Origin of the sequence: Pseudomonas sp. B21-047 (genome assembly GCF_024748775.1) — a bacterium.
Classification (GTDB): Bacteria; Pseudomonadota; Gammaproteobacteria; order Pseudomonadales; family Pseudomonadaceae; genus Aquipseudomonas; species Aquipseudomonas capeferrum.
In genome coordinates this window covers 2,044,076-2,070,068 of record NZ_CP087169.1, presented here as the reverse complement: position 1 = coordinate 2,070,068, position 25,993 = coordinate 2,044,076, and the positions used below count along the sequence as shown (strand labels likewise).

Genomic DNA, 25,993 nt, shown 5'->3' with positions numbered 1-25,993 from the left:
CGCTTAATACTACGTGTCCACCCAGTTTTAATTCAAGGCTGGCTTGATATGTAAACTAACCAGGCATATGCAGCCCAGGCCACCTTGGCGACGCGCACCCCCCTGGTACTGCGCCCACGCCCCGCAAGCTGCGCCCATGCGGGCAAAACACACTGCCATCTCGCCTGTCATCCCCCCTTCAACTGCCCTGAATAAACCAGTGAAACCTGCACCATTCCTTTACCTGTACAAGTCTCCAATATAGACATGTAGCCAAACTAGACATATCTTCCCGCTACAGGCAAACCGCCACTACTCAAGGAAGCAACCATGGACGCCCTCGAAATCACCCTGCTTGGCACAACCGGCATCACCCTGCTGATTGCCTGCCTGACACATGCCCGCCAGGGTGAAATGTGGAACCTGCTGCAGGGCGATCGCGAACTGGAGCGAACCGCGCGCATTCACAAGCAGGAGAACAACGAGTTGCGGTCTGCCCTGCGCGCCGAGCGCGAGCATGTGAGCCAGTTGCGCCGCCAGGTGCAACTGCTGCTGGGGCTGGTGCCGGAAGGTTGAGGCCTGCCCCGCCTGCATGCCCGTATACTCGTTACCAGCACCCTTCACGGAGCACGTTCATGCCCTACCCCATCGAACACAAACTGGTCATCGGCGTGGCCTCCAGCGCACTCTTCGACCTCACCGTGTCTGACGACATCTACAAGACCGAAGGCGTCGAGGCTTACCGCCAGCACCAGGAGCAGAACCTGGATGAACCGTTCCCGAAAGGGGTCGCCTTCCCTTTCATCCGCCGCTTCCTCAGCATCAACCAGGCATTCCCCGATCAACTGCCGGTGGAAGTGGTGCTGCTCTCGCGCAATTCGCCAGAGACCGGCTTGCGGGTGTTTCGCTCCATCAGCCACTACGCACTGGACATCACCCGCGCCGCGTTCATGTCCGGCCGCTCGCCCCACGAGTACATCCCGGCGTTCAACGCCTCATTGTTTCTCAGCGCCAACGAGGACGATGTGCAGCGCGCCATCGACGCCAGCTACCCGGCCGGCCTGGTGCTGCCGACGCGCATCTATGACGACGAGATCGATACCGAACTGCGCGTGGCGTTCGACTTTGACGGGGTAATTGCCGATGACGAGGCAGAGAGCGTGTACAAGCAGAATGACAACCTGGACGACTTCCAGGCCCATGAGCGAGCACGCAAAGCCATCCCCCACCAGCCCGGGCCGTTGGCCGACCTTTACCGCAAGCTTTCACACATTCGCACGCTCGAAGACCAGAAGCTGGCACAAGACCCTGACTACACACGCATCCTGCGCATTGCCATCGTCACCGCGCGCAACGCACCGTCGCACGAGCGGGTGGTAACCACGCTGAAGGATTGGGGGGTGTCGCCGGACGAATGCTTCTTCCTTGGCGGGATGGAAAAACCCCGGGTGCTGTCGATTCTCAAACCCCATGTGTTTTTTGATGACCAGCGCAGCCACCTGCAATCGCCGGCGGGGGATTTGCCGATGGTGCACGTGCCGTTTGGGGTGGCGAACAGGGCGCCTGGCAAGACCAGTGGTGTCCGCTTGGTGGAAACACGGGCACCACTGGCTGAACGCTTAACGACACCTAGACAAAGGTGAACGTCAGTTGGCTCACAATCGCCATGGCCTTGGGCTGGATCGACGCACTGACCTTGTCATCCAGCGCACCGTGAAGGTGAAGGTTGACCAGGTTGTCGGCTATCGCCCGCTCCAGTTCCGCACCTGGGTTGATCGGGTAGCCAAAGGTCACCGACAAGCTCGCGCCCGGCTCGACCTTCTGCTTGTCCGGGTTCCAGAACTGCACGGCCAGGTTGGCCGAATAGCCGGCTGGCAGAATGAACACCGCACCGGTTTGCGTGCCATCGCTGCCAAGCGTCAGTGGCCCCAGCAGCACTGGGGTCTGTAGCGGGGTCACGGTGTCACACAATACGCTCACCCGGGTACCGGCCAGCCCCCTTGCGGACAGGGTGATGGTGATTGGCGCGGTGGTGAAGTTCGCCGGCACGCTCAGTTGCTGACGGCGTACCCACGGGTCGTCACTGACCAGCGCCTGGGAGCGAATGCCGAAGGTCGGGGTCTGGCCAATGAACTTGGCCAGGTCGAGCCAGTCCCGCACCTGCGGGAGCGGGTCAGGATGGGCACCCGCGCTCACCTGGGCAATCAGGTTGAAGTAGCTGTCAGCCGGCAAGGCCGGCGGCTTCCAGAGGAAGGCCTGCTCACCTACACCGATATGCCCTGGTGGTGCACTGGCCTGCGTGCAGTCCAGGCCATCGACCGTGGTCAGCGCGTTGCCCCTGAACGTTGCCGGCAGCAACAACACCTGGGCCGGCGCGAAGTACAGGGAAAGCGCATTGCTCTCGGTCTCGCTGCCGCCGTTCATGCCACGCAGGTAGTAGTAGTTGCGCGCGGCGGCGACCGGCTGCACGTTGTAGGCCTGCTCCCAACTGCTGACCGTGCTGAACACGCTTTGCGCGTTGTCCACCGGCTGGTCGCTCTGGATGATGTCCGGGCACAGGCCCAGCGGCCCCTTGAACGGCACACTGCCGGTGGAAGCCAGGTTGTTGCGCAGGTAGAGCGTCTGGCTGGCGGGCTGGCTGCTGCTGAACAAATTGACGACTGTTTCGCTCATGACGTTTAACTCCCTGTAATCATCAAAGGACGTGCAAGCCGTCAGCACCCAGCGGCACCACCGGGCGTGGACGAATATCGGCGGCCTCGGTGCCGGCATAGGCCCGGTGCAGGGCATGCGACATGGCGAAGTCCACCAGGCCCCGGTCCAATGCCTCTTGCAGCTCCTGCGGCGAGCCGTCGGAGAAGTACGTCGGGGTGATGTCGATCGAGGCGCCCGGCTGCGAGTCGGGCCCGTTGTTCTTGTACAGGTTGAGGGTGAGCAGCGCGCTGAAGCCCGGCGACAGTGTGCAGCGCACGCCAACGAACTGCCCCAGGGCAGGCATGGCGACATTGTCGATGGCGATCTTGTTGCCCTTCGAGTCCAGCTGGCTGCAACTCATCGACAGGGTCCAGCCCGTGGTCGGGAAGCCCATGTTGGTGACCTGCAACGAGTACTCGCGACTGCCTGCGGTCACGTCGCTGGGGATGATCAGCTGCGAGGCCATTTGCCGGGTGGGCGAACGCCCGGACTGCATCGACACGTTGCGCCAGCCGAACTGCAGGTTGTTGGTGATCAGCGCAGCCATGTCCAGTTGCGAAAACACATCCGGGAACGGGTTACCGGCGTTGTTCATCCAGGTGATGAAGCAATAGTGGTCACTGCCCCCGGTTGGCGGTTGCGGGTTGCTCCAGACAAAGGTGTCGGCCGTCACCCCGATACTCGACGATGCCAGGTTGACGATCGATGAGTCGTAATGCGGGTTCGTGCCGTCCGGGTGGTCGCGGTCCGTGGGGATACCGTATTTGGCCCACTCGCTGGGCCACTGAATGGAGGCGCAGGGTACGCCGTACAGCAGCACCTTGGTCGAGCTGCTGACGGCAGCGCCATTGCGCCCGCGTACATAGATGTAATTGGGTGTGCCTTGGGTAATGGTGCCAGGCGACTGTTGCGCATAGCTGTTCGGCGTGGCCAACGCGGTCTGGAAGTTGGCCACTGGCTGGGTGCCCGCGATCCAGATATCGGGCGATGCCGACAAGGGCGAACTGGCCGGCACCGTGCCCTCGCTGTTCAGGTTGGGGCGCAGGTAGATGCCTTTGTCGTAGGCACCTTGCAAGGCGGCTATCCGGCTGGGTGCCTGCACGGACGGCCCGCGCAGCACCTGGCCATGGCCGACCACGGGTGGGTTCTTGGTTACGATCAACATTGCCAAACTCCTTTTTGACTACATCGAACGAGTACCGGTGCGCAGCGCACTGGCATCGACGAGGGTGGGTTGGGTTGCAGCAGACACCGACACCACATTGAGCACCGTGGTCGAGGTGTAACAGATCACATCGAGGGCCGCCTGGCCCGCCAGCGAAAGGCCTTCGGTGGCCAGTACCACCCGTTTCAGACGCAAGGGTTTGCACACTTCCGGCAGGCAAGGGACGATGTTCAGCGCCACGACCGAGGCACTTTGCCCAAGCGATGCGGGGATGGCCGCACCGAGGTGGCCCAGGCCATACAGGAAGGTCGCGACCACACCCATGTCGTCGCGGTTTTCGGGCATCTTGTTGGCGCCCAGCACAAATATCCCGTCCAGCAGCACGCCTACGCAGGTGTAAATCCACAGCGTGCGGCTGGCACCGTCGGCGGTGGCGCAGCCAGGCACGCCGCTGGAGAAGATCCACGGGCAACTGCACAATTGCGCAGCAGTCTCCAGGGTGAGCGCGACGTAGGCGACGATCGCTGGCGGCCCTGCCTCCGGTGGCATGATGTCGCCCAGGGCAGTGAGGCTGCCGTAGAAGAAGTAGGCCACCGAGCCCAATACCCCGGTCAGCAGCGCGAGGTCGCGCGGCAGGCAACCGCTCCAGCCATCCTCGGCCTGCGCCAGCACCTGTCGGCCAGCCGGCTTGAACCCGGTGGCGGTGAGCAGCTTGTCGGCATTGAACGCGGCCTTGAAGCGCAGCACGCTCGCCTGGTCCGGGAACGGCGCCTTGTTTTGCAGGATCTTGAACAGCACCGTGCCCGGCACCGCCAGCACCAGCGACATCAAGTCCAGGGTGGTGAGGTCCGAGCCGTTGGTGATCAGCCGGTACAGGTCACTGACAAACGGAATGTTCCACTTGGCGTTCATCAGCGTTTTGAGGCCCGCGATCAGCGTCGCGACCGTTTTCAGCATCGCATCGATCACCGCCTGCACGCCCGACAGCACCGCCTGCAGCACCCCTTCGACCACGCTCATCAGCGCTGCCAGCAGCTTGCGGAAGATCTCGTCCGGCGCCGTGCCCAGGTCTTGCAGGTACACCAGCGCCTGGGCGAACGCCTGGGACGACTCGGTAAAGTCGACCAAGTTCGCCAGCGCCTCCATGAACTGGGTGAACGGGCCGTCGGTCTCCTGGATCAGCGCCGCGGCAGCCATGCTCGACTGCGCGGCCGGCGCGTTGTTGATCAGGCCGTTGTAGACGATGTTGTTGGCCACCGCCTTGGACGTGGCCGGGTCATCCGGCGTATTGGCCTGCTCGTACCCACCCAGGCTGTAGCTGCCGGCCAAGGTGTTGCGGGCCTCGGCGAACCACTGCTGCAACTGGCTTTGCAAGGTGTTGATGCTGCCATCGACGATGCGCTGCATACCCCCGGTGGCGCCGACCAGGAAGTCGAAGCCGGTGTTGACGATGTGAGCAATGGCGTCATGGGTGCGCAGAATGTCGCCCCAGTTGAACAGAAATGCCAGCCATTCGTAGAGCTGCTGGAAGAACACCTTCACCGCCGAGAACACCGCCTCGGCCAGGTCGAACGCTTTCTCGACCGTGTCCACCAGGGTTTCGAACAGGTAGGTGACGCCGTCGACCACAAAGTGAAACGCCGCCTGTATCCCGGCACTGACCGTGGTCACCACAAAATCGACCACCTTGATGATGCCCTGGGCGACCCCGGCAATAAAATCACCGATGTCGGTCAACCAACTGAACCACCCACCCGACAGCGAACTGCTGCGCAAGGCCATCAGCAGCCCCGACGCCGCATCGGCGGACAAATCGGTAAAGCGCACCTCGCCATCCTGCACACTCAAATGCCAGTGCTGCTCCGGCACCAGCGCCAGGTCTAGCAAGCGCGCGCCTGCAAGCGCATCGCTACGCAACGAAACCCCAGGGCGAGGCCGGCGCGGGTCTACATACGGCGTTGCCGCTGAAGCCTTGCGGTACAGCGGGCTTGCCAACTGCATGCTGCGGCTGACCGCCTCGGCCACCGCGTTGGCGGTTTCCTGCTTGTGGTACTGATCGCGCAGCAACGGCGCACCACCGGCCAGCTTGGCGTTCATCAACTCCTCGCCCGTGGTGACGCTGAGCCTGTCCTGCACCTCGGCATCCTGACGGATCTCGATGCGCTCGCCGGGCGACATCAACGACGGCACCGCCACCAAAATCGCCGGAGCCGCCAACGCACTGACCTGCTGCGCAATCGACAGCACCCCGGCGCTGTTGGTCAGCAACCGCACCGGCCGGCGCGGCGTGGCGTAGTAGACCCCACCATTGATGGCCAGCCGCGACGGCTCCTCGGTCCATACTTCGACCGGCGTATCGGCCAGTGGCGTGCCCACTTCACTGAACAACGTGACATCTGTGCTGTACGAAGCGAAGTCCTCGATCTTGCCGCCCGCCTGCACCTGCAGCGCCGCAATATTCCAGTTACCGCTGAGGGTTTCGCGGGTGAGTTGAGTGACGGTGTTTTGCTGCGCCTGAATCGCGAACACCGCCAGCCCGCCGTCTTCCACCGTCGCCTGAAACGACTGCACGCCGTTGTATATCGGCGTCGGCTGCGACCAGCCGGTGGCTGAAGGGGCGCTTTGGCTGGCGTGGTACAGCGTATTGTCCACGCCCAGCAAAAGCGCATTCAGCGCCGGGCGCGAAGGCAGTACGGCCACCTGCTTGAACGACGACGCCACCGTCAACTGCGCCCAGCTGTACGGCTGCTTGCCACCCCCGACCAGGCAATAGGCATTGCCATCGGAAAGAACGGCCAGCACCTGGGTATTGCCCACCTCATCGGTCGCCGCCGCCACATCCAGGCTGCGGAAGTTGGCGGCAATCGCCGGCCGGTCGAGTTGCCCGGTGCTGAGGGTGTATTCGAGGATGACCGTGTCGAACACCGAGAACGCCACATTGGCGTCGCTGTTGCCCGTCCACACCGCGTTGAGGGTCTGCAACTGCAAGGTGGTGCCATTGAGCGAGGCCGGTGCACGCCCAGCCCACACGCCCCAGCTGAAGTTGTACAGCGTGCCGACCAGGCCCTTGGCTTCGATCAGCACCCCGATGTACAGCTTGTTGTTGATGCGCGTGGTGGTGATACGCGCAATGCGGATGGCATTGGAAGGCAATGGCACGTCGATCATTTTCACCGCCGACCAGCGCGAAGCCGATGTGGGCTGCTCGACGCAGTACAGCAGGTTGGTGCCTTGGGCGGCGAACAGCACGATGTCGCCGCTCGGGGTCAGGCCGGTGGCGATCACCTCACCGGTCAGCCCGGTGGCTGTCGCGCTGTTGGCCGTGGTGCTTTGCGGGTCGGGGTAGATGTTCCAGACCTCGGTATTGCTGCCGCTGGTGAACAGCTCCACATCGCCACGGCCATTGACGATGGCCGATGCCGAGCTGCCACCGTGCACCGCACTGGCCACGCGGTAGTTCTGCATGAAACGCGATTCAGGGACGACGGTGACGGGGGTACGGGCGTGCGGGGGCGACGACGCTAATCTTTCCATGATTTGCTCCGGGGGGCAGGTTGGTCCATCGACGGAGAGAGTAGGAGCGTTTTGACAGGGGGCTTCGTTTATTTTGGAATACAGAGGGTAGCGATTTGCTATCAGCTTCCTCTATGACGCTTCCACACTGCCTGTAGGAGCGGGTTCACCCCGCGAACACCGGCAACGCCGGTGCCATACCCCGCCAGTGCAAAAAATATGTTCTGATCTGCACAGCAGGCACTACACAAGGAACCGAGTGATGAACTGCCATATCCGCTTGGCGAAACCAGAAGATGCCGAGGACATAAGCCGCGTCGTGATAGCTGCATTACGCCGGTCGAACGCAGCTGACTACGATGACGGCACGATATTGCGCGTGGAAGGGTCCTTCAGCGCAAGTGCCATTCTTGAACTGCTCACGCGACGCCTGGTATTCGTGGCATTGAATGAGGGCCAAGTGATTGCCACCGCCAGCCTTGACGCAGATGTGGTCAGGAGTGTGTTCGTTGACCCTGAATATCAGGGGAGTGGGGTCGGCAAGCAGATGATGGAGGTGATCGAAAATGAAGCGATTGCCCAAGGGCTGGAAAGGTTGCGAGTGCCCTCTTCCGTTACTGCTGAAGGGTTCTATGCAGGGTTGGGGTTCTGCAAGGTGCGGGATGCGTTTTATGGCGAGGAACGTACGATTGTGATGCAGAAGCGGGTGATAGGGCAGTGATTTAAATGCATGTTCTCAATCTGAAAAATCACGATATTAACATAAGTAGTCGTGGCTCTTCCGAGCCACGCCAGAGCACTTAGCCACTTGAGCCAAGTCCTATTACTTTGCATCCTAAGCTCGATGCCGAGCTACGGCCTTGCCCAAATGCTCGAGATTAATAAGCGGTGTATGCATGCGTTGCTCTTTCATACGTTCTTCCGCACAGCCAACCCTTACATAATTAACCAATGAATTGACTGCCAAGGTACCAAAAATGGGCACGATCACTGTCAAAAGCATCAGATATTCAAGATCATAGCGAAAAACGCCAACCACAAGGAACGGAGCAAGCGCAATCGCGGCGAGCACAGCATACTTCAGGCACTCCCAAAATTTACGCCACCGTCTGGAGAACGCGGCCCTGTATCCTTGCTTGAACTCCATCTAATTGAACCTTCAAATCCATGTGCAATAATTCTCCCTTCTCATTTAAATTCAGCAACGCTATGGGGGCGCCAATCAAGCCAGATGCGTCGCTGGCCGCTTTAACTGCGGCAACTCAATCAAACGCCCCGTTCACAACCTCATAAATGATCCCGGTCGCGACCGCCACGAGCAGCAAGTCCACCCCCGCCTGCACCCACTCGTAGCCCTCATAATGAGGCAGTTGCCCAAGCAACCGGCCATCCAGCTTCTTGGCGATACCAGGCGGCAGCGGCTTGCCGCGCGCCAGGTTCTTTTGAATGCCAGGCGGCAATGCAAGGCCTGGGCTCCAATAGCTGCGATGGCCACTCAAGATGCCCAGCACATCGCCTCGGTCGATTGATGGCCCGCCGTGCCAGTCACCGCCACCCGAGCTCGACTTTTTACCGCCAGCATTGCCCTGCCCTTGGGAATGCTGGCCCTGCCCCTTACCTTGCCCGTGCCCTTTGTTATTGCCGTTACCGTTTCCCGGGTCGGCATACGAAGCGCCAGGGGCCACTAACAGCGCCACTGAGGTTACTGCGGCAATCAACACGTGCAATTTGGCCATTACGACACCCTTTTCAGTGAAGCGGTTTACTGAACTTTAGGCCATGCGGCCATTGCGTAGCTGCGGGCTAAGCTAGTTTGGACATGCCCCAGCCATCCGGAGCCCGCCGATGGACCCTTCCAAACCTGCACAGCCCTCTGTCTGCGAGCCTTCCGAACACGTCGACCATCTCAGGTTTCACCGCGCCCATGCGCACATGCAACCGGTGTTTGGCAACGACGCGTTCGCCCGCAAGGCAGAAGCCTTCGCCCGCTTCTTTGGCACGCCCTTGTTTCTAGGGTCACAGTCACTCGTGGTACTGATCTGGGTGGGCATCAGCCTGTCAGGGCTGTCCGATTTCGACCCCTACCCCTTCATTCTGCTCAACCTGGCGTTCAGCTTACAGGCAGCCTATGCGGCGCCCCTGATTCTGCTCGCTCAAACCCGCCAGGCCGATCGTGACAAGGCCTCTTCCGAGGCAGATGCCCGCCACCGCGAGGCCATTGCCATGGCCAACCAACGCCGCCAGCGCGATGCTGAGACGCACAGTAAACAATTGCAGCAGCTATTGGAGGTGAATACCCATTTGACCGAAGCCACCAAGCAGATGAGCGAGAGGATTGAAATGCTGACCTCGCAATTGCACGCGCACTTATTGAGCGCAGGGGGGCGAGTAGCCGAGCACAACGACTAACCGTCAGGGAGCCCCACGGGCGTCGTGACCTGAAAGAGGTGGCACCTCTACGCCAGGCACGGCCTCATGGCGCAAGCAATTACTGTTTCTGCTGCTTCATGGTCTGCCGATGCAACTCAATGAACGGCGCCTCGGCCGGGTCGATTCGGTCCATGCCCGCCGCAATCCGGTGCCAGTACGGATACTGCGGCGCAATCCGCGTCACCCGCTCGAGCAATTGCTGGTCTTCGGCGGTCAGCAGCAGCTCCACCGCCTGCAAGTTATCGTGCAACTGCTCGGCCGTGCGCGCCGCCGTGATCACGCTGGTGATACCGGGCCGGTCCTTGAGCCAGGCCAGGCACACCCGCGCCGGCGAGCAGCCATGGCGCTGCCCCACCTCGATGAGTGCCTCGATGATGTCGTACGCGCGCTCTTGGTCGTGCACGTAGGGCTCTGGCCAGTCATTGCCCTGGCGCGTGCCGCTCGGGGTCTTGTGCCCGCGCCGTACCTTGCCGGTCAACAACCCCTCCCCCAGCGGCCCCCACACCAGTGTGGCGATGCCCTGGTCGAGCGCCATCGGCAGCAGCTCATACTCGGCCTCGCGCGCCTCGGGGGTGTAGTAGATCTGCTGGGTAACCGGCTGCTGCCAGCCCTTGAGCTGGGCGGTGCCGAGGGTTTTCATCATCTGCCACGCGGTGTAGTTGGAGGTGCCGAAATATCGCACCTTGCCGCTTTGCACCAATTGCTCCAGCGCCGACAGCGTCTCTTCAACTGGCGTGATGCCATCCCAATTGTGAATCTGGTAGAGGTCGATATGGTCAGTGCCCAGGCGCTTGAGGCTCGCCTCGCAGGCGCGGATCAGGTGATAGCGCGAAGCCCCGCTGTCGTTGGGGTTGTCGCCCATCGGGCTGCGCGCTTTGGTGGCCAGTATGATCGACTGGCGCCGCTGCCCCAGCGCCTGGCCGACGATTTCTTCGGCCAGGCCGTGGGAGTAAAGGTCCGCTGTGTCTACCAGGTTGACCCCAACGTCGAAGGCCATGTCGAGCATACGCCTCGCCAGCGTTACATCCACGCTGCCGGTTTTTTCGAATGCGCCCCGGCCGCCGAACGGGACTGTGCCGATGACCAGTTCCGAAACCAGCAGGCCGGTATTGCCAAGTGCGCGGTATTTCATGGTGAGTACCTCCAAATGCAAACGACTTGGAAGTACCGACGGTACAGCGTGCTGAAACGTTCAATCCGATCGTTTACGAGGGGCTTGATACTCATAGGGCTGTTCAACGCTCTGCCGTTCCTCGTCCGTGGCGTCATCACGCGCTGGCCAATCTGCGCCCTCTTGCTCATTCATCAGCGGGTCGTCATCAGGGTTCGGGACTGTAGGGCTGTCCGGGTTCACGGCAGGGTCGGGCGAAGTGGGCAGGTCACGGTTGCTGCCGCCTTGCGCGGTGTGATCACTGTTCATCGCTGTACGCCTCGGAAGAAACGCTGGGTCACCCAGCGAGCTTACGGATGCTCGCTGGACACTGAATTGTTGGCGTCGACATCCCTCATCTCTTCCTCAATCGGCGACTCATCGTCCGCCGGCAATGGTACTTCGCCTTCATCAGGGCCAGCCTTTTGCGCCGCGTCATCCTGGGCGTCCTGACCCGAGCCTGGGTCGCCGGGTGGAGGGTTCCAGTCTTCCGGTCGTTTCTCGGACCATTTTTCGCCCGCGCCCTGTTTGGGTTCAGACTCAGTCTGCTCCAACCCTGACCCATGGGCCGCGCCGACGTCAGGTGCTTTTTCTTCTGGGCCTGCATAGGGCGCATCGGGGCCGTTGTGATCAATTGCCATGATAGTTCTCCAGTTTGCGTGCCAACGCCTCAATAGAGAGAGCGTGCCCCCGCAGCGCCTATTGGCGCTTCAAACCGGGGTGCACGACTACACCGAACGCCCCGGCCTCATTCAGCGCCCGGGGGGATACCGTCCTTGTTCTTGTCCTTGAGCTTGGCCTTTTCCTCTTCCGTGGAATGCGCCGGTACCTGGCTTTGTTGCGTATCGTCTTTGCGCTCAGTCATCGTGCTGCCCTCAGGTTGATGAACGTTAGGCACCCCTGCAGTTGGACAGTTCAAGCGAATGTACGACGCTGGCCGCTCACGCCTGCGCGGTGAAGACCGGCTCGCCGTACACAGGCTTTGCATTGTCGGTCAATGCATTACTTCATGGCCGCATCAAAGGCTCGATACCGATCCACTTCTTCACGGGGTGGTAGCAGAGCTCGATGGGTGGGATCGGCAGTTTGCGGCCTTGGGCCTCTAATGCGCCCAGGTGAATGGTCCACTTGGCATCGGCGTTGAACTTGTCCGTCTGGAAAATCACATAGGCGGAGCCGTAGCGTTTGTTGTTGGTGATTTTAGGGATGTTGCGGTGCACTTCGTCGCTGTTGATGTCGTAGGGCGACGGGCGTGCTGAGGACGGGTACACGAGCGGAAAGTCGTAGGTCTTGTCGATGCCCAGGTAGACCTCTGGCCGCGCATTCAGACGCGAGCCGTCTTCGACCGTGATATAGGCCTGGCGGCTGTCGTACAGGATCGGGATCGGCGGCTCGCCACGGTTGGAGGTGGATGAGGGGCGCTGGCGGTTTTTGTTGTAGGCGATGAGCTGTACGTAGAACTCCGGCCGCGAGTATTTCTCGCCGGGGTAGTTGACGTGCAGGCCTTGCGAAAATGGCCGGTCGCTCCACTGGGCGGCGTGGTCGTAGAGGTACGTTTCCAGGTAGAGGGTGGTCTCGCCTTGCGGGCCAGGTAATTTGTACTGGAACTCGGATTGGCAGAGGTCCGCGTAGGCGGCGCGTTCGCGCTTCCAGGGGACGCACGCGGCCAGGGTGGTCATGGCCAGCAACAACAAGAGCGAGCTTGCGGATTTTAAGTTAGTCATGACCTTCCTTGGTTTGAATGCCTGTCACGGGTTAGTTTCGAAGCCCGAGCGTTGCGAGTTGTTGCGGCGAACGGCCTAAGAATCAGATTTAAACCCTATCTTGTAGTCCATTTCCCAAAGATACTCGCTGCGCCTGTTTTTCGTTGCGGTCGTTTTATCAGCATTTTAGTCTCGCCCGGTCGTTGCACATCAACGACTAGCTTTGACAGGCTGATGACGACCAAACACCCAGCTGTGCCTATGGCGGCTGTGTGTGGGGCACCTCGTGTGCGCCGGTTTGGTCTTCACCGGTCTGTCAACCCATACACAGCTGCCTCCACTTGTTTGACAGCAAGCGCTGGTCGCTCCATTGAGGACCAAATGATGCTGAAGATAGTCCCCGATCCACCCTACAATTTTCACTCCCTGGAAGACACCCTCATGATGGCCGCGGACTACGCACTCTGTGCCGAAGCCGTTGACCAGCAGGCGATGTTGATGCAACCCAAGTCGCCCTCCTCCTTGTTGATCATGACCTCGATGCACGAGCTTGAAACCTTGCGCAGACTGCTTGAGGTGGCATTGGCGCAGGTGCAAATGCCGACTGAGCCGGGAACGCGGCACTAAGGGCATCTACGCCCGCGACCTGTCCATCGACGGCCTGATGGAAGACAACCCCCAGTTGCTTTGGGCCTCGCACTACCTCTGCGCCCTGGCCAAGGCCCTGCTCGACGATGCCGAGCTGGGCATGCTGAAAACTCAAAAGTAACCACTTGTGGGAGCGGGCTTGCCCCGCGAAGGGCCGCAAAAGCGGCCCTGCAACTCAATTACCACCACGGACTCATACAGCGCCCAGGAATGCAGGTACCCGCCTGGCGATCCCCTGCCTGCAAGCCCCCTCCCCACAGTCAATTTTTGTAAATTCTAGGTAAATTATTATTCACATTTTCTTTTAAATGATTCTCGTTTGCGTTAATGTCCCGCCCCGATTGCATTCTGCCCCTGGAATCCAACCGCTCGACAAGGACAGTTACACGATGCCATACCCACCTTTTTCCCGTGCCCTGCTCACCGTCGCACTGCTCGCCGCGACTGCGGTGCAGGCCGAGGAAATTCACGAGCTTGAACCGCTCCCCGCCACAGAACTGCAAGCCTCGTTCGTCACCGCCACGGGCGGCGGCACTGATGTGCGAGACGCACCGGCTAGCGTCAGCGTTATCACCCGGGAAGAGATCGAGCGCCAGCCGGTCTACGACCTGAACACCCTGCTACGCCGCATCCCCGGCGTCACAGGGGGTTACGGCCCCGTGGGCGAGCAGTCGAAGATCAAACTGCGCGGCCTTGACGACAAATACACCTTGATCCTGGTGGACGGTAAACGCATCGGCAGCTCCGCCGACACTAACTACCGCCGTGATCTGGGTCGCCAGGACATCAACTGGATCTCGCCGAACATGATTGAGCGGATCGAGATCGTGCGCGGGCCGATGTCGTCGTTGTATGGCTCTGACGCCATGGGCGGCGTGATCAATATCATTACCCGCAAGGTATCCCGTGAGTGGAGCGGCTCGCTCAACGTCAATACCACGATCCCAGAAGACTCCGACCGCGGTCAGACCAACCAGACCAGCGTTAACCTCTCTGGCCCTGTCACCGACTCCCTGGGGCTGCGCCTGGGCGCCAACCTTACTCGGCGCGCTGCCGACGAAGCCGAGCCGCGCCTCGACGCACTAGGTGACTTCGTTTACAACGACGGCGCCGGCGGTTCCAAAGACCACAGCGTCAACGCCTTGCTTAATTGGCAGATCAACGACAACCATGAGTTGTCCTTCGAGGCTATCCAAGGCGTGGAGCGTTCGTGGTCGTCGAAGAAAACCTTCGGCGACTGGGGTGATACGGTCGGTGAGGGCTTTGGTGCCGGGCGCCTGACCCGTGATAGCTTCGTGGTCTCTCACCACGGCGACTGGGGCTTTGGTACCTCGCGTATCGACGCTTACCTGAACAAGTTCGACAACGAACTCAGCGAGGGCAAGGCCAACTCCGAAGAAAAAATCGTCGAGGGTAGCCTTAACATCCCGTTTGAACTGCTGGTAAACCAGCGCCTCACCGTTGGCGGCCAATGGAAACGCGAGCAACTGACCAACACCGACACGCTGGGCACCGTACCGGTTGATTACCAAGGGGCAGCGGTGGGCGGCGCGGACCTTGAAGGCGACTATTCCGCGCTGTTTATCGAGGACGAACTGTTTCTGCTCGACAACCTATCGCTGACGTTGGGCAACCGCTTCGACCACAGCGACGAGTACGGCAACCACAACAGCCCACGTGCTTACGTGGTGTATCACCCTCACCCTGACTGGACCGTACGTGGTGGCGTGTCACGCGGCTTCCGTGCCCCCAGCCTGAAAGAAGGCAGTGCTGGCGCGGCGACCAACTCTGGCGGTCGCGGTTGTACATCATTGCGCCCGCTGGGTTATGTGACCGGCAGTTGCTGGATGGCAGGCAACCCGAACCTGCGTCCGGAAATCAGCACCAACAAAGAGATTGGCGTCTCCTTCGACCGCGACGGTTGGGAGGCCAGCCTCACTTACTTCCACACCGACTTCAAAGACAAAATCGAGTATGCGCCGCTGGGGTATTTCCAGGGCCGCTGGTGGACCATGCTGGAAAATGCTGACAAAGCCCGCACCCGCGGCTGGGAAGGCAGCACCAAAGTGCCGTTGTGGGAAAACGCCAGCTGGCGCACCAATGCCACCTACATGCTCGAAAGCCGCAACCTGTCGACCGGTGAAGACCTGATCAGCTCGCCGAAGCTGTCGTTGTACAGCGCCATCGACTGGCAGATCACCGAACGGTTCGGTACCGAATTGTCAGCTCAGCACGTGGGCAAGCAACGCGGCCTGGGTACCGACTTCGTCAAGCCGTACACCACGTACGATCTGACCGCCAACTGGGCAGCCACCCACTGGCTCACCCTGAATGTCGGCGTGCAGAACCTGCTGGATGAAGACCCGCGTGATGACTCGACCAGCTATTACGTGCCTGGCCGGGCGTACTTTGCAGGGATAACTACTTACTTCTAATTGGCAGCGCACAACCCGGAATTCGCGCTTTTACGCGAATTCTGGGTTACTTGTGTGAGGCGCCGTCGGCGCTCAAGCAGCAGCGACCCGTTCGCCATCACCGCTGACCTCGAATTGCCCCACCAGCTTCTGCAGCTTGCCGGCATCCACCTTTACCTTCTGCGCGCTGTTTTGCAGCACCACTGCGGTCTGGCGCATCTCGCTGGAGGAGTGGTTAACCTGTTCGATGGTCTTGCCGTACTCGATGCTGCGGCGGTTGAGCTGCTGGATGATGGCGAACATGCCCTCCACCGCCTGGTGAAGTTGCACGTTCTCCGACGACGCATCCTCGGCCAGGCGCAAACTATCATCGACATTCTGCACGCCCTCCTCCATAAAACTCACCGCTTGCTGCGTTTCGTTCTGCAGGCCTTCGACCATGTGCCGGATATCGTCGGCCGCCCGTGCGGTGCGGGCCGCCAGACTGCGCACTTCATCGGCCACCACCGCGAACCCACGGCCATGCTCGCCCGCCCGTGCCGCCTCAATGGCGGCATTTAACGCCAGTAGGTTGGTCTGGTTGGTAATGTCGCTGATCAGCCCGGTGATATTGCCAATCTGCGCCATGCGGCTGTCGAGCAGTTGCACACTAGAGGCCGAGCGGGCCACCACATCGCGAATCGATTGGGTGCCCGCCTGCACAGCCAGGTACTGCTCGCGGGCGCGGCTGACCACCTCGTCCATGGCCTGCTTCATGTGTTCGGCGCTGACCGAAGCCTGCTGCAGCTCACCGAGCTGTTCCTCCATGATGATCATCATCTGGTGCACCGCATCGGCCACCTCGACAGAGCTCACGCTCGCTTCCTGGCTGCGCCCGAGCATCATCTGGTTGGTGCTGCCAACCGTGCGGCTGGCCTTGACCACCTGCCCCACCACGGCGTCCAGGCGGTCGATGAAACTGTTGATCCAGCGCGCCATGTCGCCACTCTCGTCATTGGCCAGGGCGCCAGTGTCCAGGCGCTGGCGCAGGTTGCCCTCACCCTCGGCGATGGTACGCAGCACACCGCTCATGCCGTTCAACCTGGCCGCCAGGCGCCTGGGCCCGAGCACGCCGAACAGCAGCGTAGCACCGACCATGCTGAGGGCCTGGATGGCGTCGTTCACCCCCTGTGGCAATCCGGCGTAATGCTGCACCAGGTAATTACAGCCGAACAACCCAACCATGGTCGCCACGTAGGGTTTCATCAACCGGTAGCTCAGCGAACGGCGGCGATAGACCTCCTCCAAGTCGGCCTCGCACATCATGCCCCAACGGTCGGGCGACCCTGGTAACTGGAAGGTCACGCCCTTGCCGACCACCGGCACATGGCGGTAGTCCGAATAACCCGGGTAAGTCACGAACAGGTTGGTACCACGCCGGATGGTTTCCCGCACGCCGGGGTGCAGTTCACGCGTCGCGGGGTCGGTGAAGCGCAGCTCCAGCTCGGTATGGCGCTGCACCTGCACCGTGCTCCAGGGCGTACGCACGCCGCTCTTGAGGTTTTCGCCATGGGTAAACGTCCCGTCCTCAAAGCGCGAACGGGACAAGGCGGTGCCTGGTTGCACGGTCGGGTCGAAACGCGATTGCACCATAAACAGATAGTTGTCGCCCGACTCGGCATAAATATGCCCGGCCTCGCGCTGAATCAGGTCGCCCAGCACATCATTGGGGACCCGGCCACACAGGCAGCCCAGGACGTTGCCCGCGTGCCTGATCGGCTGGTAGAACATCAGCGTCACCTCATCGTGAAAACGCGACGAAGATGGGCCGATCTGCAAGGTCATCGGGTCGCTGTAGGGCCCGTGAAGAAATGGCGCTTTCAGGCCTTGGGCCAACGCCGCGAGCTGCTCGCACTGCGTACTGCCACGCTTTGGCCAGGTGGATACCCTGACGTTGCCCGTGCAGTCAATCACACTCAGTTCCGAAAAATCTTCGGCCTGTGCCAGCTTGTCGAGTAATGCCGAGGGCTGAATATGAGCGAAGTCTGCTGCCAGGCATTCCGCCAACTCTGCCAGGTGATCCCATTGTTCGCGCGCCCAGTTGTGCAGCAATTGCACCCGCGTCTGGGCAATGGCTTCGAACGTCTGCTCGATTTCTACATAGTTCGAACGATTGAGGCGGCACGCCCACCTCATGCTGAACTTTCCGGCTTTGCCGAACCAGGGCAGCCAACCCCGCTCGCTCGATGACAACTGCATGGAACTACTTGAAAGCGACATTAAGTTCACCATAAGCGACACAGATATCAAAATGCCAGCAACTTCCACGCCAACTGTAATCCAAGCGGAATGCCGGGTAGTGGCTACCACTAGACGCTCACTGCTGGTGCATGGAGGCTGTTATTCCAGGCCACTTCGCACCCTGAAGGGGCGCGGAGAGAATGAAGCGATCTTACGCGGGCGGCCAGGCTGGACCGGTGGGATGTGGACCCAAGCAGATGTTCGGCTGGCTGAAAGAAAGCCTCCGAAATGTCACACACTTCGACAAGCTTGCATAAAGCTACACCGCCATGGTCTCGTTGGCGTGTTCCATGCGCTGTCTGCGACACCTTGTTTCAGACAGCGCCTGGGACCGCCGATCTGCTTTAGAGGTTCAGGGCCTCTGGCTGAGAGCGGCCTTACAGAAAGCGACCGTTTTCATGTGACCATCACGCGAGGTAACTCGCAGGAAAGCCCCTTCATGGTACGAAAAGCAAGCCCCGCTGCCACCTCGGACTGGGTCATACGTAGCGCTCAACCCGGCAGCGTGGAGCGGATCGAAGCATGGTTCGGCAGCCATGGCTACGACCCGCATCGTCACGACACCTACTCGATCGGCCGCACCCTCGCCGGCGTGCAGAGCTTTCACTACAAGGGGGCGCTGTGCCACGGCGTACCGGGTAATACGCTCGTCCTCCACCCTGACGAAGTCCATGATGGTATGGCCGGTACGGATGCGGGCTTTCGCTACCGGATGGCCTACATCGACCCGGCGCTGATTCAAAACGTGCTCAGCGGTGAGCCACTGCCCTTCATTGCCGGCGGGCTGACCCGCGACCCGCGCCTGTACCGCGCCAGTGAAGCCTTCGTGCAGGCACTGGATCACCCACTGGAAACGCTGGAGGAGCAGGACGCCGTCTATGACCTGGCCATGGCGCTGCGTGCGGTCGGCGGCAAGCCCCGCGGCCGCAAACGCCTGGACTACCGCTCGGCCGAGCGCGCCCGGGCGTTCATCATGGAACACCTTCAACAGGGCATCACCCTGGAGATGCTCGAACAGGCCAGCGGCCGCGAGCAATGGAGCTTGTCACGCGACTTCCGCGCCCTTTACGGCACCAGCCCCTACCGCTTTGTCACGCTGCGGCGCCTGGACACTGCTCGGCGGCTGATGCTGGATGGCTTCACGCTGGTCGATGCAGCACTGGCTGCGGGCTTTCACGATCAGAGCCACATGACACGGCACTTCACCCGCAGCTATGGCGTGTCGCCATTGCGCTGGCTGGAACGCTTGCGGCCTTCCCGCTGACTTGCAGGATCGTACAAGAGCGGCGTGCGTTGGGTTGGGTAGGCTGATCACCTCAACTACAGAGGATCCGTCATGTCCGACGCCAACACGCAACGCGCATCATGCCCTGTGAACCTGACCCAGAAGGCTTCACTGATTGAACAGCAGTGGAGCCCCAGGGTGGTCGCGGAAATGAACGACTACCAGTTCAAGGTTGTGCGAATCGAAGGTGAATTCATCTGGCATTCGCACCCGGAGACCGATGAAGCGTTTCTTGTGCTTGAAGGCACCTTGCGCATCGATCTGCCAGAGGGCTGCGTGTATGTGAACCCCGGCGAATTGTATGTCGTGCCACGTGGGGTGGAGCACAGGACAGCGGCGCAGGGGGAAGCGAAACTGATGATGATCGAGCCACGCGGCGTGGTGAATACCGGCCATGAAGGGGGTGAGCGGACGGCTTTGAACGACGTCTGGATCTGAGTTGATCGTCTCAATAGACGATACCGGGATGCGCGTAGACCCGCGAGCACACTATGCATATATGGAACTAAGATCCTCAATGCTGTAGAACTTCGTGAATCCGGCGCTTTAATAGCTATCGCTTCAGAGGACCGCTATATGGGCATCCGCAGCTTAGCGAAAAATCTGCCTCCAGACCCCGCCAAAGAAGGCTGGGTGCTTGGGTGGGGGGTCCTGCGGGATAGACATCCATGGCATTTTGTCGACGTCTATGCAGACCAGAAGACAGCCAAGGCGGAGGCGGAGCGCCTTGGTGATGGCTACGTCGTTGAGTACGGGTCACACCGCCTTGGCTCGAAGGAATTCATATGCGGGACCACCCTGCCTGAAGGCTAACGGCAGCGCATCTGTCCGCCTGGCCACTGATCCAGCCTTCGTAACCACACTCTGCCGCAGCGCGAAGAATGCGGGACCCTGACGCACAGGAAAGCAGACCTGCTGACACGGCCGCCGATGCAGTGGGCGAGTAAGATTACGGAGTTACTGCCGTACAAAGGGGGCCACCGTTGATTGCGCCAGCTGTGAAAGGATACTTTCATTCGAGGGGGGCTATAAAGGAGGACATTATGGAAAAAACAATCAGACTCGCCAACCTCGCGGATATCGATGCCATTTTTGATATTCGAACCAGCGTTCACGAAAATCACTTATCCCTTGATCAGCTCGCGGAAATCGGGATTACTCCTAGAACGATACGACAGGCAATTATAGAGGCCCCATGCGCTTGGGTCGCCGAGGTCAATGGTGCCCCTGTAGGCTTTTCCATGGCCAATGTCGAAGACGGATGTGTGTTTGCCGCTTTCGTTCTACCCGAATTCGAAGGAAACGGATTAGGGCGCAGACTGATGGATAAAGCAGAGACTTTCCTATTTCAACACCACCAGACGATCTGGTTAGAAACAGCTGAGGCTAGCCGTGCGAGTGGCTTCTATCGAAACCTCGGCTGGCAGCCCGTGAAGACCTTACCAGAAGGTGATATTCGCTTTGAAAAGCACCAGAAATAGTAATCAACAAATGTACTGATGATTTGAGTTTGGTCAAAGACGACCTGAAGCACACCTTCGGTAGGCGCCTGAAAGCGGCAGGTGCGACAGAGGAAGATCGGAAATCGTTTCTGAGACACAAGACCGCCTACTTTGGTGCAGAGCTGGCAACTGATAGAAGCGGCAAACAAAGCCTCAGCGACGGACTCGCGTGGGCCGGTGCTGACAAATCAGAAGAGGAGGCAGGCGTAAAAACCTGAGAAGTCACGCAAAAGTCACGCGCATGAAAAAGGCCACTCCTTGCGGAAATGGCCTAAGTCATTGGGATTATTGGTCGGGACGGAGTGATTCGAACACTCGACCCCTTGCACCCCATGCAAGTGCGCTACCGGGCTGCGCTACGCCCCGACTCTATTCTCGATACTGCTGAGAACGATGAAGAATCTACCCTAACCTTTTGATAAATGAAAGCTTTTTCTCAAAAAATTTCCATTCGTCGGAGCAGATCACTTCTTCAACACCACCAACACATCCTCCAACTCAACAATCATCTGCCGAATCAGCTGCTTGTACTGGCTTGACTCATCCTTCACCTCATCACTGGAGAGCCTTAACCGCGCCCCGCCAATGGTGAACCCCTGATCATAAAGCAGCGCCCGAATCTGGCGGATCATCAGCACATCCTGGCGCTGGTAATACCGCCGATTCCCCCGCCGCTTCACAGGGTTCAGCTGAGGGAACTCCTGCTCCCAATACCGCAGCACGTGCGGTTTTACCGCACAAAGCTCGCTCACTTCACCAATGGTGAAGTAGCGCTTGCCCGGTATGGGGGGCAGTTCGTCGTTATGGCTTGGTTCCAGCATAGGCCTCAACCCGGGCCTTCAACTTCTGCCCTGGACGAAAGGTGACGACGCGGCGAGCGGTGATCGGGATCTCTTCCCCAGTCTTGGGGTTGCGGCCCGGCCGCTGGCGTTTGTCGCGAAGGTCAAAGTTGCCGAAACCGGACAGCTTGACCTGCTCGTTCTCTTCAAGTGCGTGCCGAATTTCTTCGAAAAACAGCTCGACCAACTCCTTGGCCTCACGCTTGTTAAGCCCCAGCTCCTCGTACAGCCTTTCGGCCATCTCAGCTTTCGTCAGAGCACCCATGCCGTTATTTCCTTAACGTGGTGTTCAACCTTTGTTCAAGCGAGGTGAGGATGTTTTGCAGGGTAGTGTTCACCTCATCGTCGTTAAGAGTGCGCGATGGATGCTGCCAGGTCAAGCCGACGGCCAGGCTTTTTCTATCAGGATCAATGCCTTTACCTTGGTAGACATCAAACAGCCTGAGGTCTGTGAGCCATTCGCCTGCATTGTCACGAATTAATTCAAGCACCGCGCTAGAAGCTACATCACGTCCTGCGATCAAGGCCAGGTCACGACGGGTTTCTGGGAACTTGGACAGTTCGCTGAACTTTGGCAGGCGGCCTTCGACCACGTCGCCCAACACCAGCTCGAACAGGAACACTGGGCGGTCCAGGTCCAGGGCTTTGGCAAGCTCCGGGTGGATGGCGCCGAGGTAACCGACTGGCTTGCCGTCGCGCTCGATGAGGGCGGTCTGGCCTGGGTGCAGGGCCGGGTGTTTGCCGGCGCTGAAGGTGAAGTCGCTCAGGGCGCCGGAATAGCCCAGCAGGGCTTCGACGTCGGCTTTGACGTCGAAGAAGTCGATGCCGTCGCGGCCGTTCGCCCAGCCTTCTGGCAGGCGGCTGCCGGTGACGACCCCGGCGATCATCGGCTGCTGCTCGAGGTTACCGAGCTGGCCGACGAAGCGCAGGCCGCTTTCGAACAGGCGGACGCGGTCTTGCTGGCGGTTGAGGTTGTGCTGCAGCGCCTTGACCAGGCCCGGCCACAGGGACGCGCGCATGGCGGCCATGTCGTTGGAGATCGGGTTGGCCAGCAGCAGTGGCTCGACGCCAGGGCTGAACAGCTCGAACAGTTTCGGGTCGATGAAGCTGTAGGTGATGGCTTCCTGGTAGCCACGGGCAACCAGCAGGCGGCGCAGGTTCGGCAGGTCACCGCGGGTTTCCGGCTTGCCCTGGGGCGCGAGGCGCGCTTGTGGGTAGCGGACCGGGAGGTTGTTGTAGCCGTACAGGCGGGCCAGCTCTTCGATCAGGTCGACTTCCAGGCTGATGTCGAAGCGGTGGCTTGGGACGTTGACGGTCCACTGCCCTTCCCCATTGGCCGTGGTGGTCAGCTCCAGGGCGTTGAGCAGTTGCTCGACCTGGGCTGGGTCCATCTGCATGCCGAGCATCTGGGTGATGCGTTCGGCGCGCAGGGTCACCGGGGCGACCTGCGGCAGGTGCTGTTCGCTGACGGCCTCGACGATCGGGCCGGCTTCGCCGCCGACGGTTTCCAGGATCAGCGCGGTGGCGCGTTCCATGGCTTCGCGGGCCAGCTGCGAGTCGACGCCGCGCTCGTAGCGGTGCGAGGCGTCGGTGTGCAGGCCGTAGGAACGGGCCTTGCCGGCAACGGAGATCGGCTCGAAGAAGGCGCTTTCGAGGAACAGGTCGCGGGTTTTCTCGGTATTGACGCCGCTGTGCTCGCCACCCATGACGCCGGCAATGGCCAGGGCGCGAGTGTGGTCGGCGATAACCAGGGTGTCGGCGCGCAGGGCAACTTCCTGGCCGTCGAGCAGGACGAGCTTCTCGCCCTCTTCGGCCATGCGCACGCGGATGCCGCCGTTGATTTCGGCAAGGTCGAAGGCGTGCATCGGCTGGCCGAGCTCGAGCATCACGTAGTTGGTGATGTCGACGGCGGCATCGATGCTGCGCACGTCACTGCGGCGCAGGCGTTCGACCATCCACAGTGGGGTCGGCCTGGACAGGTCGACGTTGCGGATGACGCGGCCCAGGTAGCGTGGGCAGGCAGCCGGGGCGGACACTTCGACCGGGCGCACTTCATCGTGGGCAGCCGGCACGGCTGGCACTACCGGGCGGGTGACCGGGACGTTGTACAGCGCGCTGACGTCGCGGGCCAGGCCGGCCAGGGACAGGCAATCACCGCGGTTCGGGGTCAGGCCGATTTCGATGCTGGCATCGTCCAGGCTCAGGTACTGGCGTATGTCCTGGCCAACCGGGGCATCGGCAGCCAGTTCGAGCAGGCCGTCGTTTTCTTCGCTGATCTGCAGCTCAGCCGCCGAGCACAGCATGCCGAACGACTCGACGCCGCGCAGCTTGGCCTTCTTGATCTTGAAGTCACCTGGCAGTTCGGCGCCGATCATGGCGAACGGGATCTTGATGCCCGGGCGCGCATTGGGGGCGCCGCACACCACCTGGAAGGTTTCCTGGCCGTTGCTGACCTGGCAGACGCGCAGTTTGTCGGCGTCCGGGTGTTGTTCGGTGGCGAGGATTTCGCCCACGACGATGCCGCTGAACTGGCCGGCAGCGGGGGTCACGCTGTCGACTTCAAGGCCGGCCATGGACAGGCGGGCGACCAGTTCGTCACGGGAGACTTGCGGGTTTACCCAACCGCGCAGCCACTGTTCACTGAATTTCATGCTGTTCTCCTGAAAGTTGCGTCGGGCATTGACCTAGCGGAATTGCGCGAGGAAGCGCAGGTCGTTGTCGAAGAACAGACGCAAATCGTTGACGCCATAGCGCAGCATGGCCAGGCGCTCGGCGCCCATGCCGAAGGCGAAGCCCTGGAACTCTTCAGGGTCGATGCCGGACATGCGCAGCACGTTCGGGTGGACCATGCCGCAGCCCATGACTTCGAGCCAGCCGGTCTGCTTACACACGCGGCAGCCGTTGCCGGAACACATCACGCACTGGATATCGACTTCGGCGGACGGCTCGGTGAAGGGGAAGAACGACGGGCGGAAGCGCACGGCCAGTTCTTTTTCGAAGAACACGCGCAGGAATTCTTCGATGGTGCCCTTGAGGTCGGCAAAGTTGATATCGCGATCGATCAGCAGGCCTTCGACCTGGTGGAACATCGGCGAGTGGGTGATATCCGAGTCGCAGCGGTAGACGCGGCCCGGGCAGACAATACGGATGGGCGGCTGGGTGGACTCCATGGTCCGCACTTGCACCGGCGAGGTGTGGGTGCGCAGCAGCATGTTGGCATTGAAATAGAAGGTGTCGTGCATCGCCCGGGCCGGGTGGTGGCCGGGGATATTGAGCGCTTCGAAGTTGTGGTAGTCGTCTTCGACCTCTGGGCCTTCGGCGATGCCGTAGCCGATGTGGGTGAAGAACTGCTCGATGCGCTCGAGTGTACGAGTAATCGGGTGCAAGCCACCGGTGGTCTGGCCACGGCCTGGCAGGGTGACGTCAATGCATTCGGCAGCCAGGCGAGCGCTGAGCTCGGCTTCTTCAAAGGCGGCCTTGCGTGCGTTGAGCACCACCGTGACGCGTTCCTTGGCGTCGTTGATCAGCGCGCCGACTTTCGGCCGCTCTTCGGCTGGCAGGTTGCCCAGGGTCTTCATCACCTGGGTCAGCTCGCCTTTCTTGCCGAGATATTGAACCCGGATCTGTTCCAGGGCATTGATGTCTTCAGCGCGCTCTACGGCCTCAAGGGCTTGGGAGACCAGCGCATCCAGGTTTTCCATGTACAGACTCCAGATACGAAAATAGGGGAAGAGCTTTGAAGGCTCTTCCCCTATCGATGACGTTCAATGCCCGACGGCGCAAGCGCCGCCGGGTGATTGTCGCGGGTACTTAAGCCAGAACGGCTTTAGCTTTCTCGACAATCGCAGCAAACGCCGCTTTTTCGTTCACTGCCAGATCGGCCAGAACCTTACGGTCGATTTCGATCGACGCTTTTTTCAGGCCAGCAATCAGACGGCTGTAAGACAGACCGTTGTTGCGTGCACCAGCGTTGATACGAGCGATCCACAGTGCGCGGAACTGACGCTTCTTCTGGCGACGGTCACGGTAGGCGTATTGACCGGCCTTGATGACAGCCTGCTTGGCAACACGGAATACGCGCGAACGTGCACCGTAGTAACCTTTAGCCAGTTTCAGAATTTTTTTGTGACGCTTACGAGCGATAACGCCGCGCTTTACACGAGCCATGAGTAACTTCCTCTATCTTTGACCAGAATTAACGAACGCGCAGCATGCGCGCGACTTTCGCGACGTCAGACGGGTGCAGCATGCTGCTACCACGCAGTTGACGCTTACGCTTGGTCGACATTTTGGTCAGGATGTGGCTCTTGAAAGCGTGCTTGTGCTTGAAGCCGGTAGCCGTTTTCAGGAAACGCTTCGCAGCACCGCTTTTGGTTTTCATTTTTGGCATG

The 25,993-nt window shown here is 60.5% G+C and carries 26 protein-coding genes, 1 tRNA gene and 1 pseudogene; 11 read left to right on the top strand and 17 right to left on the bottom strand.

The genetic code is table 11. From position 1 onward, the window contains the following. Positions 1-309: 309 nt before the first annotated feature. Entirely contained in the window at positions 310-555 is a 246-nt protein-coding gene (locus LOY26_RS09615) for a hypothetical protein (protein ID WP_033697075.1), read from the top strand. 59 nt (positions 556-614) lie between these two features. Beyond that, the gene (locus LOY26_RS09610; RefSeq protein WP_186665634.1) at positions 615-1,622 is read left to right on the top strand and encodes a 5'-nucleotidase; all 1,008 of its coding nucleotides are present in this window, start codon (positions 615-617) and stop codon (positions 1,620-1,622) included. Here the strand turns inward: LOY26_RS09610 and LOY26_RS09605 are convergent. From LOY26_RS09605 to LOY26_RS09595, 3 genes are read right to left on the bottom strand one after another with little or no spacing between them, the layout of a single operon-like run. After that, positions 1,609-2,652, bottom strand: a complete 1,044-nt coding sequence (locus LOY26_RS09605) for a hypothetical protein (RefSeq protein WP_258714639.1) — start codon at positions 2,650-2,652, stop codon at positions 1,609-1,611. The two genes, LOY26_RS09610 and LOY26_RS09605, sit on opposite strands and share 14 nt — an antisense overlap. 22 nt (positions 2,653-2,674) lie before the next feature. Then, entirely contained in the window at positions 2,675-3,838 is a 1,164-nt protein-coding gene (locus tag LOY26_RS09600; RefSeq protein WP_186659758.1) for a hypothetical protein, read from the bottom strand. 18 nt (positions 3,839-3,856) lie between these two features. Continuing rightward, the gene (locus LOY26_RS09595) at positions 3,857-7,372 is read right to left on the bottom strand and encodes a hypothetical protein (RefSeq protein ID WP_258714638.1); all 3,516 of its coding nucleotides are present in this window, start codon (positions 7,370-7,372) and stop codon (positions 3,857-3,859) included. Positions 7,373-7,613: 241 nt separating this feature from the next. On the opposite strand from LOY26_RS09595, the gene LOY26_RS09590 reads away from it, so the two are divergent. Further along, entirely contained in the window at positions 7,614-8,072 is a 459-nt protein-coding gene (locus LOY26_RS09590; RefSeq protein ID WP_258714637.1) for a GNAT family N-acetyltransferase, read from the top strand. A gap of 114 nt (positions 8,073-8,186) precedes the next feature. On the opposite strand, the gene LOY26_RS09585 is transcribed toward LOY26_RS09590, so the two are convergent. Further along, entirely contained in the window at positions 8,187-8,498 is a 312-nt protein-coding gene (locus LOY26_RS09585) for a hypothetical protein (RefSeq protein WP_186665644.1), read from the bottom strand. A gap of 115 nt (positions 8,499-8,613) precedes the next feature. Beyond that, positions 8,614-9,087 (bottom strand): RcnB family protein, encoded by a 474-nt coding sequence (locus LOY26_RS09580; protein ID WP_258714636.1) that lies wholly within the window; start codon positions 9,085-9,087, stop codon positions 8,614-8,616. 109 nt (positions 9,088-9,196) lie between these two features. Between LOY26_RS09580 and LOY26_RS09575 the strand changes: the two genes are divergently transcribed. Next, positions 9,197-9,760, top strand: coding sequence for a DUF1003 domain-containing protein (locus LOY26_RS09575; RefSeq protein WP_186665656.1), 564 nt, complete (start codon positions 9,197-9,199; stop codon positions 9,758-9,760). Between the two features lie 79 nt (positions 9,761-9,839). Here the strand turns inward: LOY26_RS09575 and LOY26_RS09570 are convergent, their stop codons facing one another. The 4 genes from LOY26_RS09570 to LOY26_RS09555 all read right to left on the bottom strand — a co-directional run bounded on the left by LOY26_RS09570 (position 9,840) and on the right by LOY26_RS09555 (position 12,655). Continuing rightward, positions 9,840-10,913, bottom strand: coding sequence for an aldo/keto reductase (locus LOY26_RS09570; protein WP_186659775.1), 1,074 nt, complete (start codon positions 10,911-10,913; stop codon positions 9,840-9,842). A 60-nt stretch (positions 10,914-10,973) separates the two neighbouring features. Continuing rightward, positions 10,974-11,201, bottom strand: a complete 228-nt coding sequence (locus tag LOY26_RS09565) for a hypothetical protein (RefSeq protein WP_186659777.1) — start codon at positions 11,199-11,201, stop codon at positions 10,974-10,976. Between the two features lie 41 nt (positions 11,202-11,242). Continuing rightward, positions 11,243-11,572, bottom strand: a complete 330-nt coding sequence (locus LOY26_RS09560; RefSeq protein WP_186659779.1) for a hypothetical protein — start codon at positions 11,570-11,572, stop codon at positions 11,243-11,245. Between the two features lie 366 nt (positions 11,573-11,938). After that, positions 11,939-12,655 carry a hypothetical protein gene (locus LOY26_RS09555; RefSeq protein WP_258714635.1) on the bottom strand — a complete coding sequence of 239 codons (717 nt, stop codon included), beginning with the start codon at positions 12,653-12,655 and terminating at the stop codon, positions 11,939-11,941. A 363-nt stretch (positions 12,656-13,018) separates the two neighbouring features. Between LOY26_RS09555 and LOY26_RS09550 the strand changes: the two genes are divergently transcribed. Both LOY26_RS09550 and LOY26_RS09540 read left to right on the top strand, forming a co-directional pair. Beyond that, a complete protein-coding gene (locus LOY26_RS09550; protein WP_186665660.1) occupies positions 13,019-13,261 on the top strand; it encodes a hypothetical protein in 243 nt (80 codons plus the stop codon). Between the two features lie 410 nt (positions 13,262-13,671). Further along, on the top strand, positions 13,672-15,717 hold the full coding sequence (locus LOY26_RS09540) for a TonB-dependent receptor domain-containing protein (RefSeq protein ID WP_186665668.1): 2,046 nt from the start codon (positions 13,672-13,674) through the stop codon (positions 15,715-15,717). A 72-nt stretch (positions 15,718-15,789) separates the two neighbouring features. Here LOY26_RS09540 and LOY26_RS27025 read toward each other — a convergent pair whose 3' ends face one another. Then, positions 15,790-16,440, bottom strand: coding sequence for a methyl-accepting chemotaxis protein (locus LOY26_RS27025; RefSeq protein WP_371925411.1), 651 nt, complete (start codon positions 16,438-16,440; stop codon positions 15,790-15,792). A 1,975-nt stretch (positions 16,441-18,415) separates the two neighbouring features. On the opposite strand from LOY26_RS27025, the gene LOY26_RS09530 reads away from it, so the two are divergent. The 5 genes and pseudogenes from LOY26_RS09530 to LOY26_RS09510 form a co-directional block, all read left to right on the top strand. Continuing rightward, the gene (locus LOY26_RS09530; RefSeq protein ID WP_186665672.1) at positions 18,416-19,240 is read left to right on the top strand and encodes an AraC family transcriptional regulator; all 825 of its coding nucleotides are present in this window, start codon (positions 18,416-18,418) and stop codon (positions 19,238-19,240) included. A 72-nt stretch (positions 19,241-19,312) separates the two neighbouring features. After that, a complete protein-coding gene (locus tag LOY26_RS09525) occupies positions 19,313-19,699 on the top strand; it encodes a cupin domain-containing protein (RefSeq protein WP_047581975.1) in 387 nt (128 codons plus the stop codon). Between the two features lie 138 nt (positions 19,700-19,837). Further along, on the top strand, positions 19,838-20,074 hold the full coding sequence (locus LOY26_RS09520) for a hypothetical protein (protein ID WP_258714633.1): 237 nt from the start codon (positions 19,838-19,840) through the stop codon (positions 20,072-20,074). 230 nt (positions 20,075-20,304) lie between these two features. Further along, positions 20,305-20,742, top strand: coding sequence for a GNAT family N-acetyltransferase (locus LOY26_RS09515; RefSeq protein ID WP_156310111.1), 438 nt, complete (start codon positions 20,305-20,307; stop codon positions 20,740-20,742). Positions 20,743-20,783: 41 nt separating this feature from the next. Beyond that, positions 20,784-20,973 (top strand): annotated as a pseudogene (locus LOY26_RS09510) (site-specific integrase); the annotation flags it as partial. Positions 20,974-21,052: 79 nt separating this feature from the next. Here the strand turns inward: LOY26_RS09510 and LOY26_RS09505 are convergent. The 7 genes from LOY26_RS09505 to rpmI all read right to left on the bottom strand — a co-directional run bounded on the left by LOY26_RS09505 (position 21,053) and on the right by rpmI (position 25,992). After that, positions 21,053-21,129: transfer RNA gene (locus LOY26_RS09505), tRNA-Pro, on the bottom strand. Between the two features lie 98 nt (positions 21,130-21,227). Continuing rightward, complete coding sequence (locus LOY26_RS09500) at positions 21,228-21,584, bottom strand: MerR family transcriptional regulator (RefSeq protein ID WP_008100384.1); 357 nt, start codon at positions 21,582-21,584, stop codon at positions 21,228-21,230. Beyond that, a complete protein-coding gene (gene ihfA / locus LOY26_RS09495) occupies positions 21,565-21,867 on the bottom strand; it encodes an integration host factor subunit alpha (RefSeq protein WP_003250679.1) in 303 nt (100 codons plus the stop codon). Before ihfA ends, LOY26_RS09500 begins: the two co-directional genes overlap by 20 nt. A 4-nt stretch (positions 21,868-21,871) precedes the next feature. Beyond that, a complete protein-coding gene (pheT, locus tag LOY26_RS09490) occupies positions 21,872-24,253 on the bottom strand; it encodes a phenylalanine--tRNA ligase subunit beta (RefSeq protein WP_186663813.1) in 2,382 nt (793 codons plus the stop codon). 33 nt (positions 24,254-24,286) lie between these two features. Beyond that, positions 24,287-25,303, bottom strand: coding sequence for a phenylalanine--tRNA ligase subunit alpha (pheS, locus tag LOY26_RS09485; RefSeq protein WP_047581971.1), 1,017 nt, complete (start codon positions 25,301-25,303; stop codon positions 24,287-24,289). 109 nt (positions 25,304-25,412) lie between these two features. Then, a complete protein-coding gene (gene rplT / locus LOY26_RS09480; RefSeq protein ID WP_009394046.1) occupies positions 25,413-25,769 on the bottom strand; it encodes a 50S ribosomal protein L20 in 357 nt (118 codons plus the stop codon). A gap of 28 nt (positions 25,770-25,797) precedes the next feature. Beyond that, positions 25,798-25,992, bottom strand: coding sequence for a 50S ribosomal protein L35 (gene rpmI / locus LOY26_RS09475; protein WP_028696462.1), 195 nt, complete (start codon positions 25,990-25,992; stop codon positions 25,798-25,800). Between the last annotated feature and the right edge of the window lies 1 nt (position 25,993).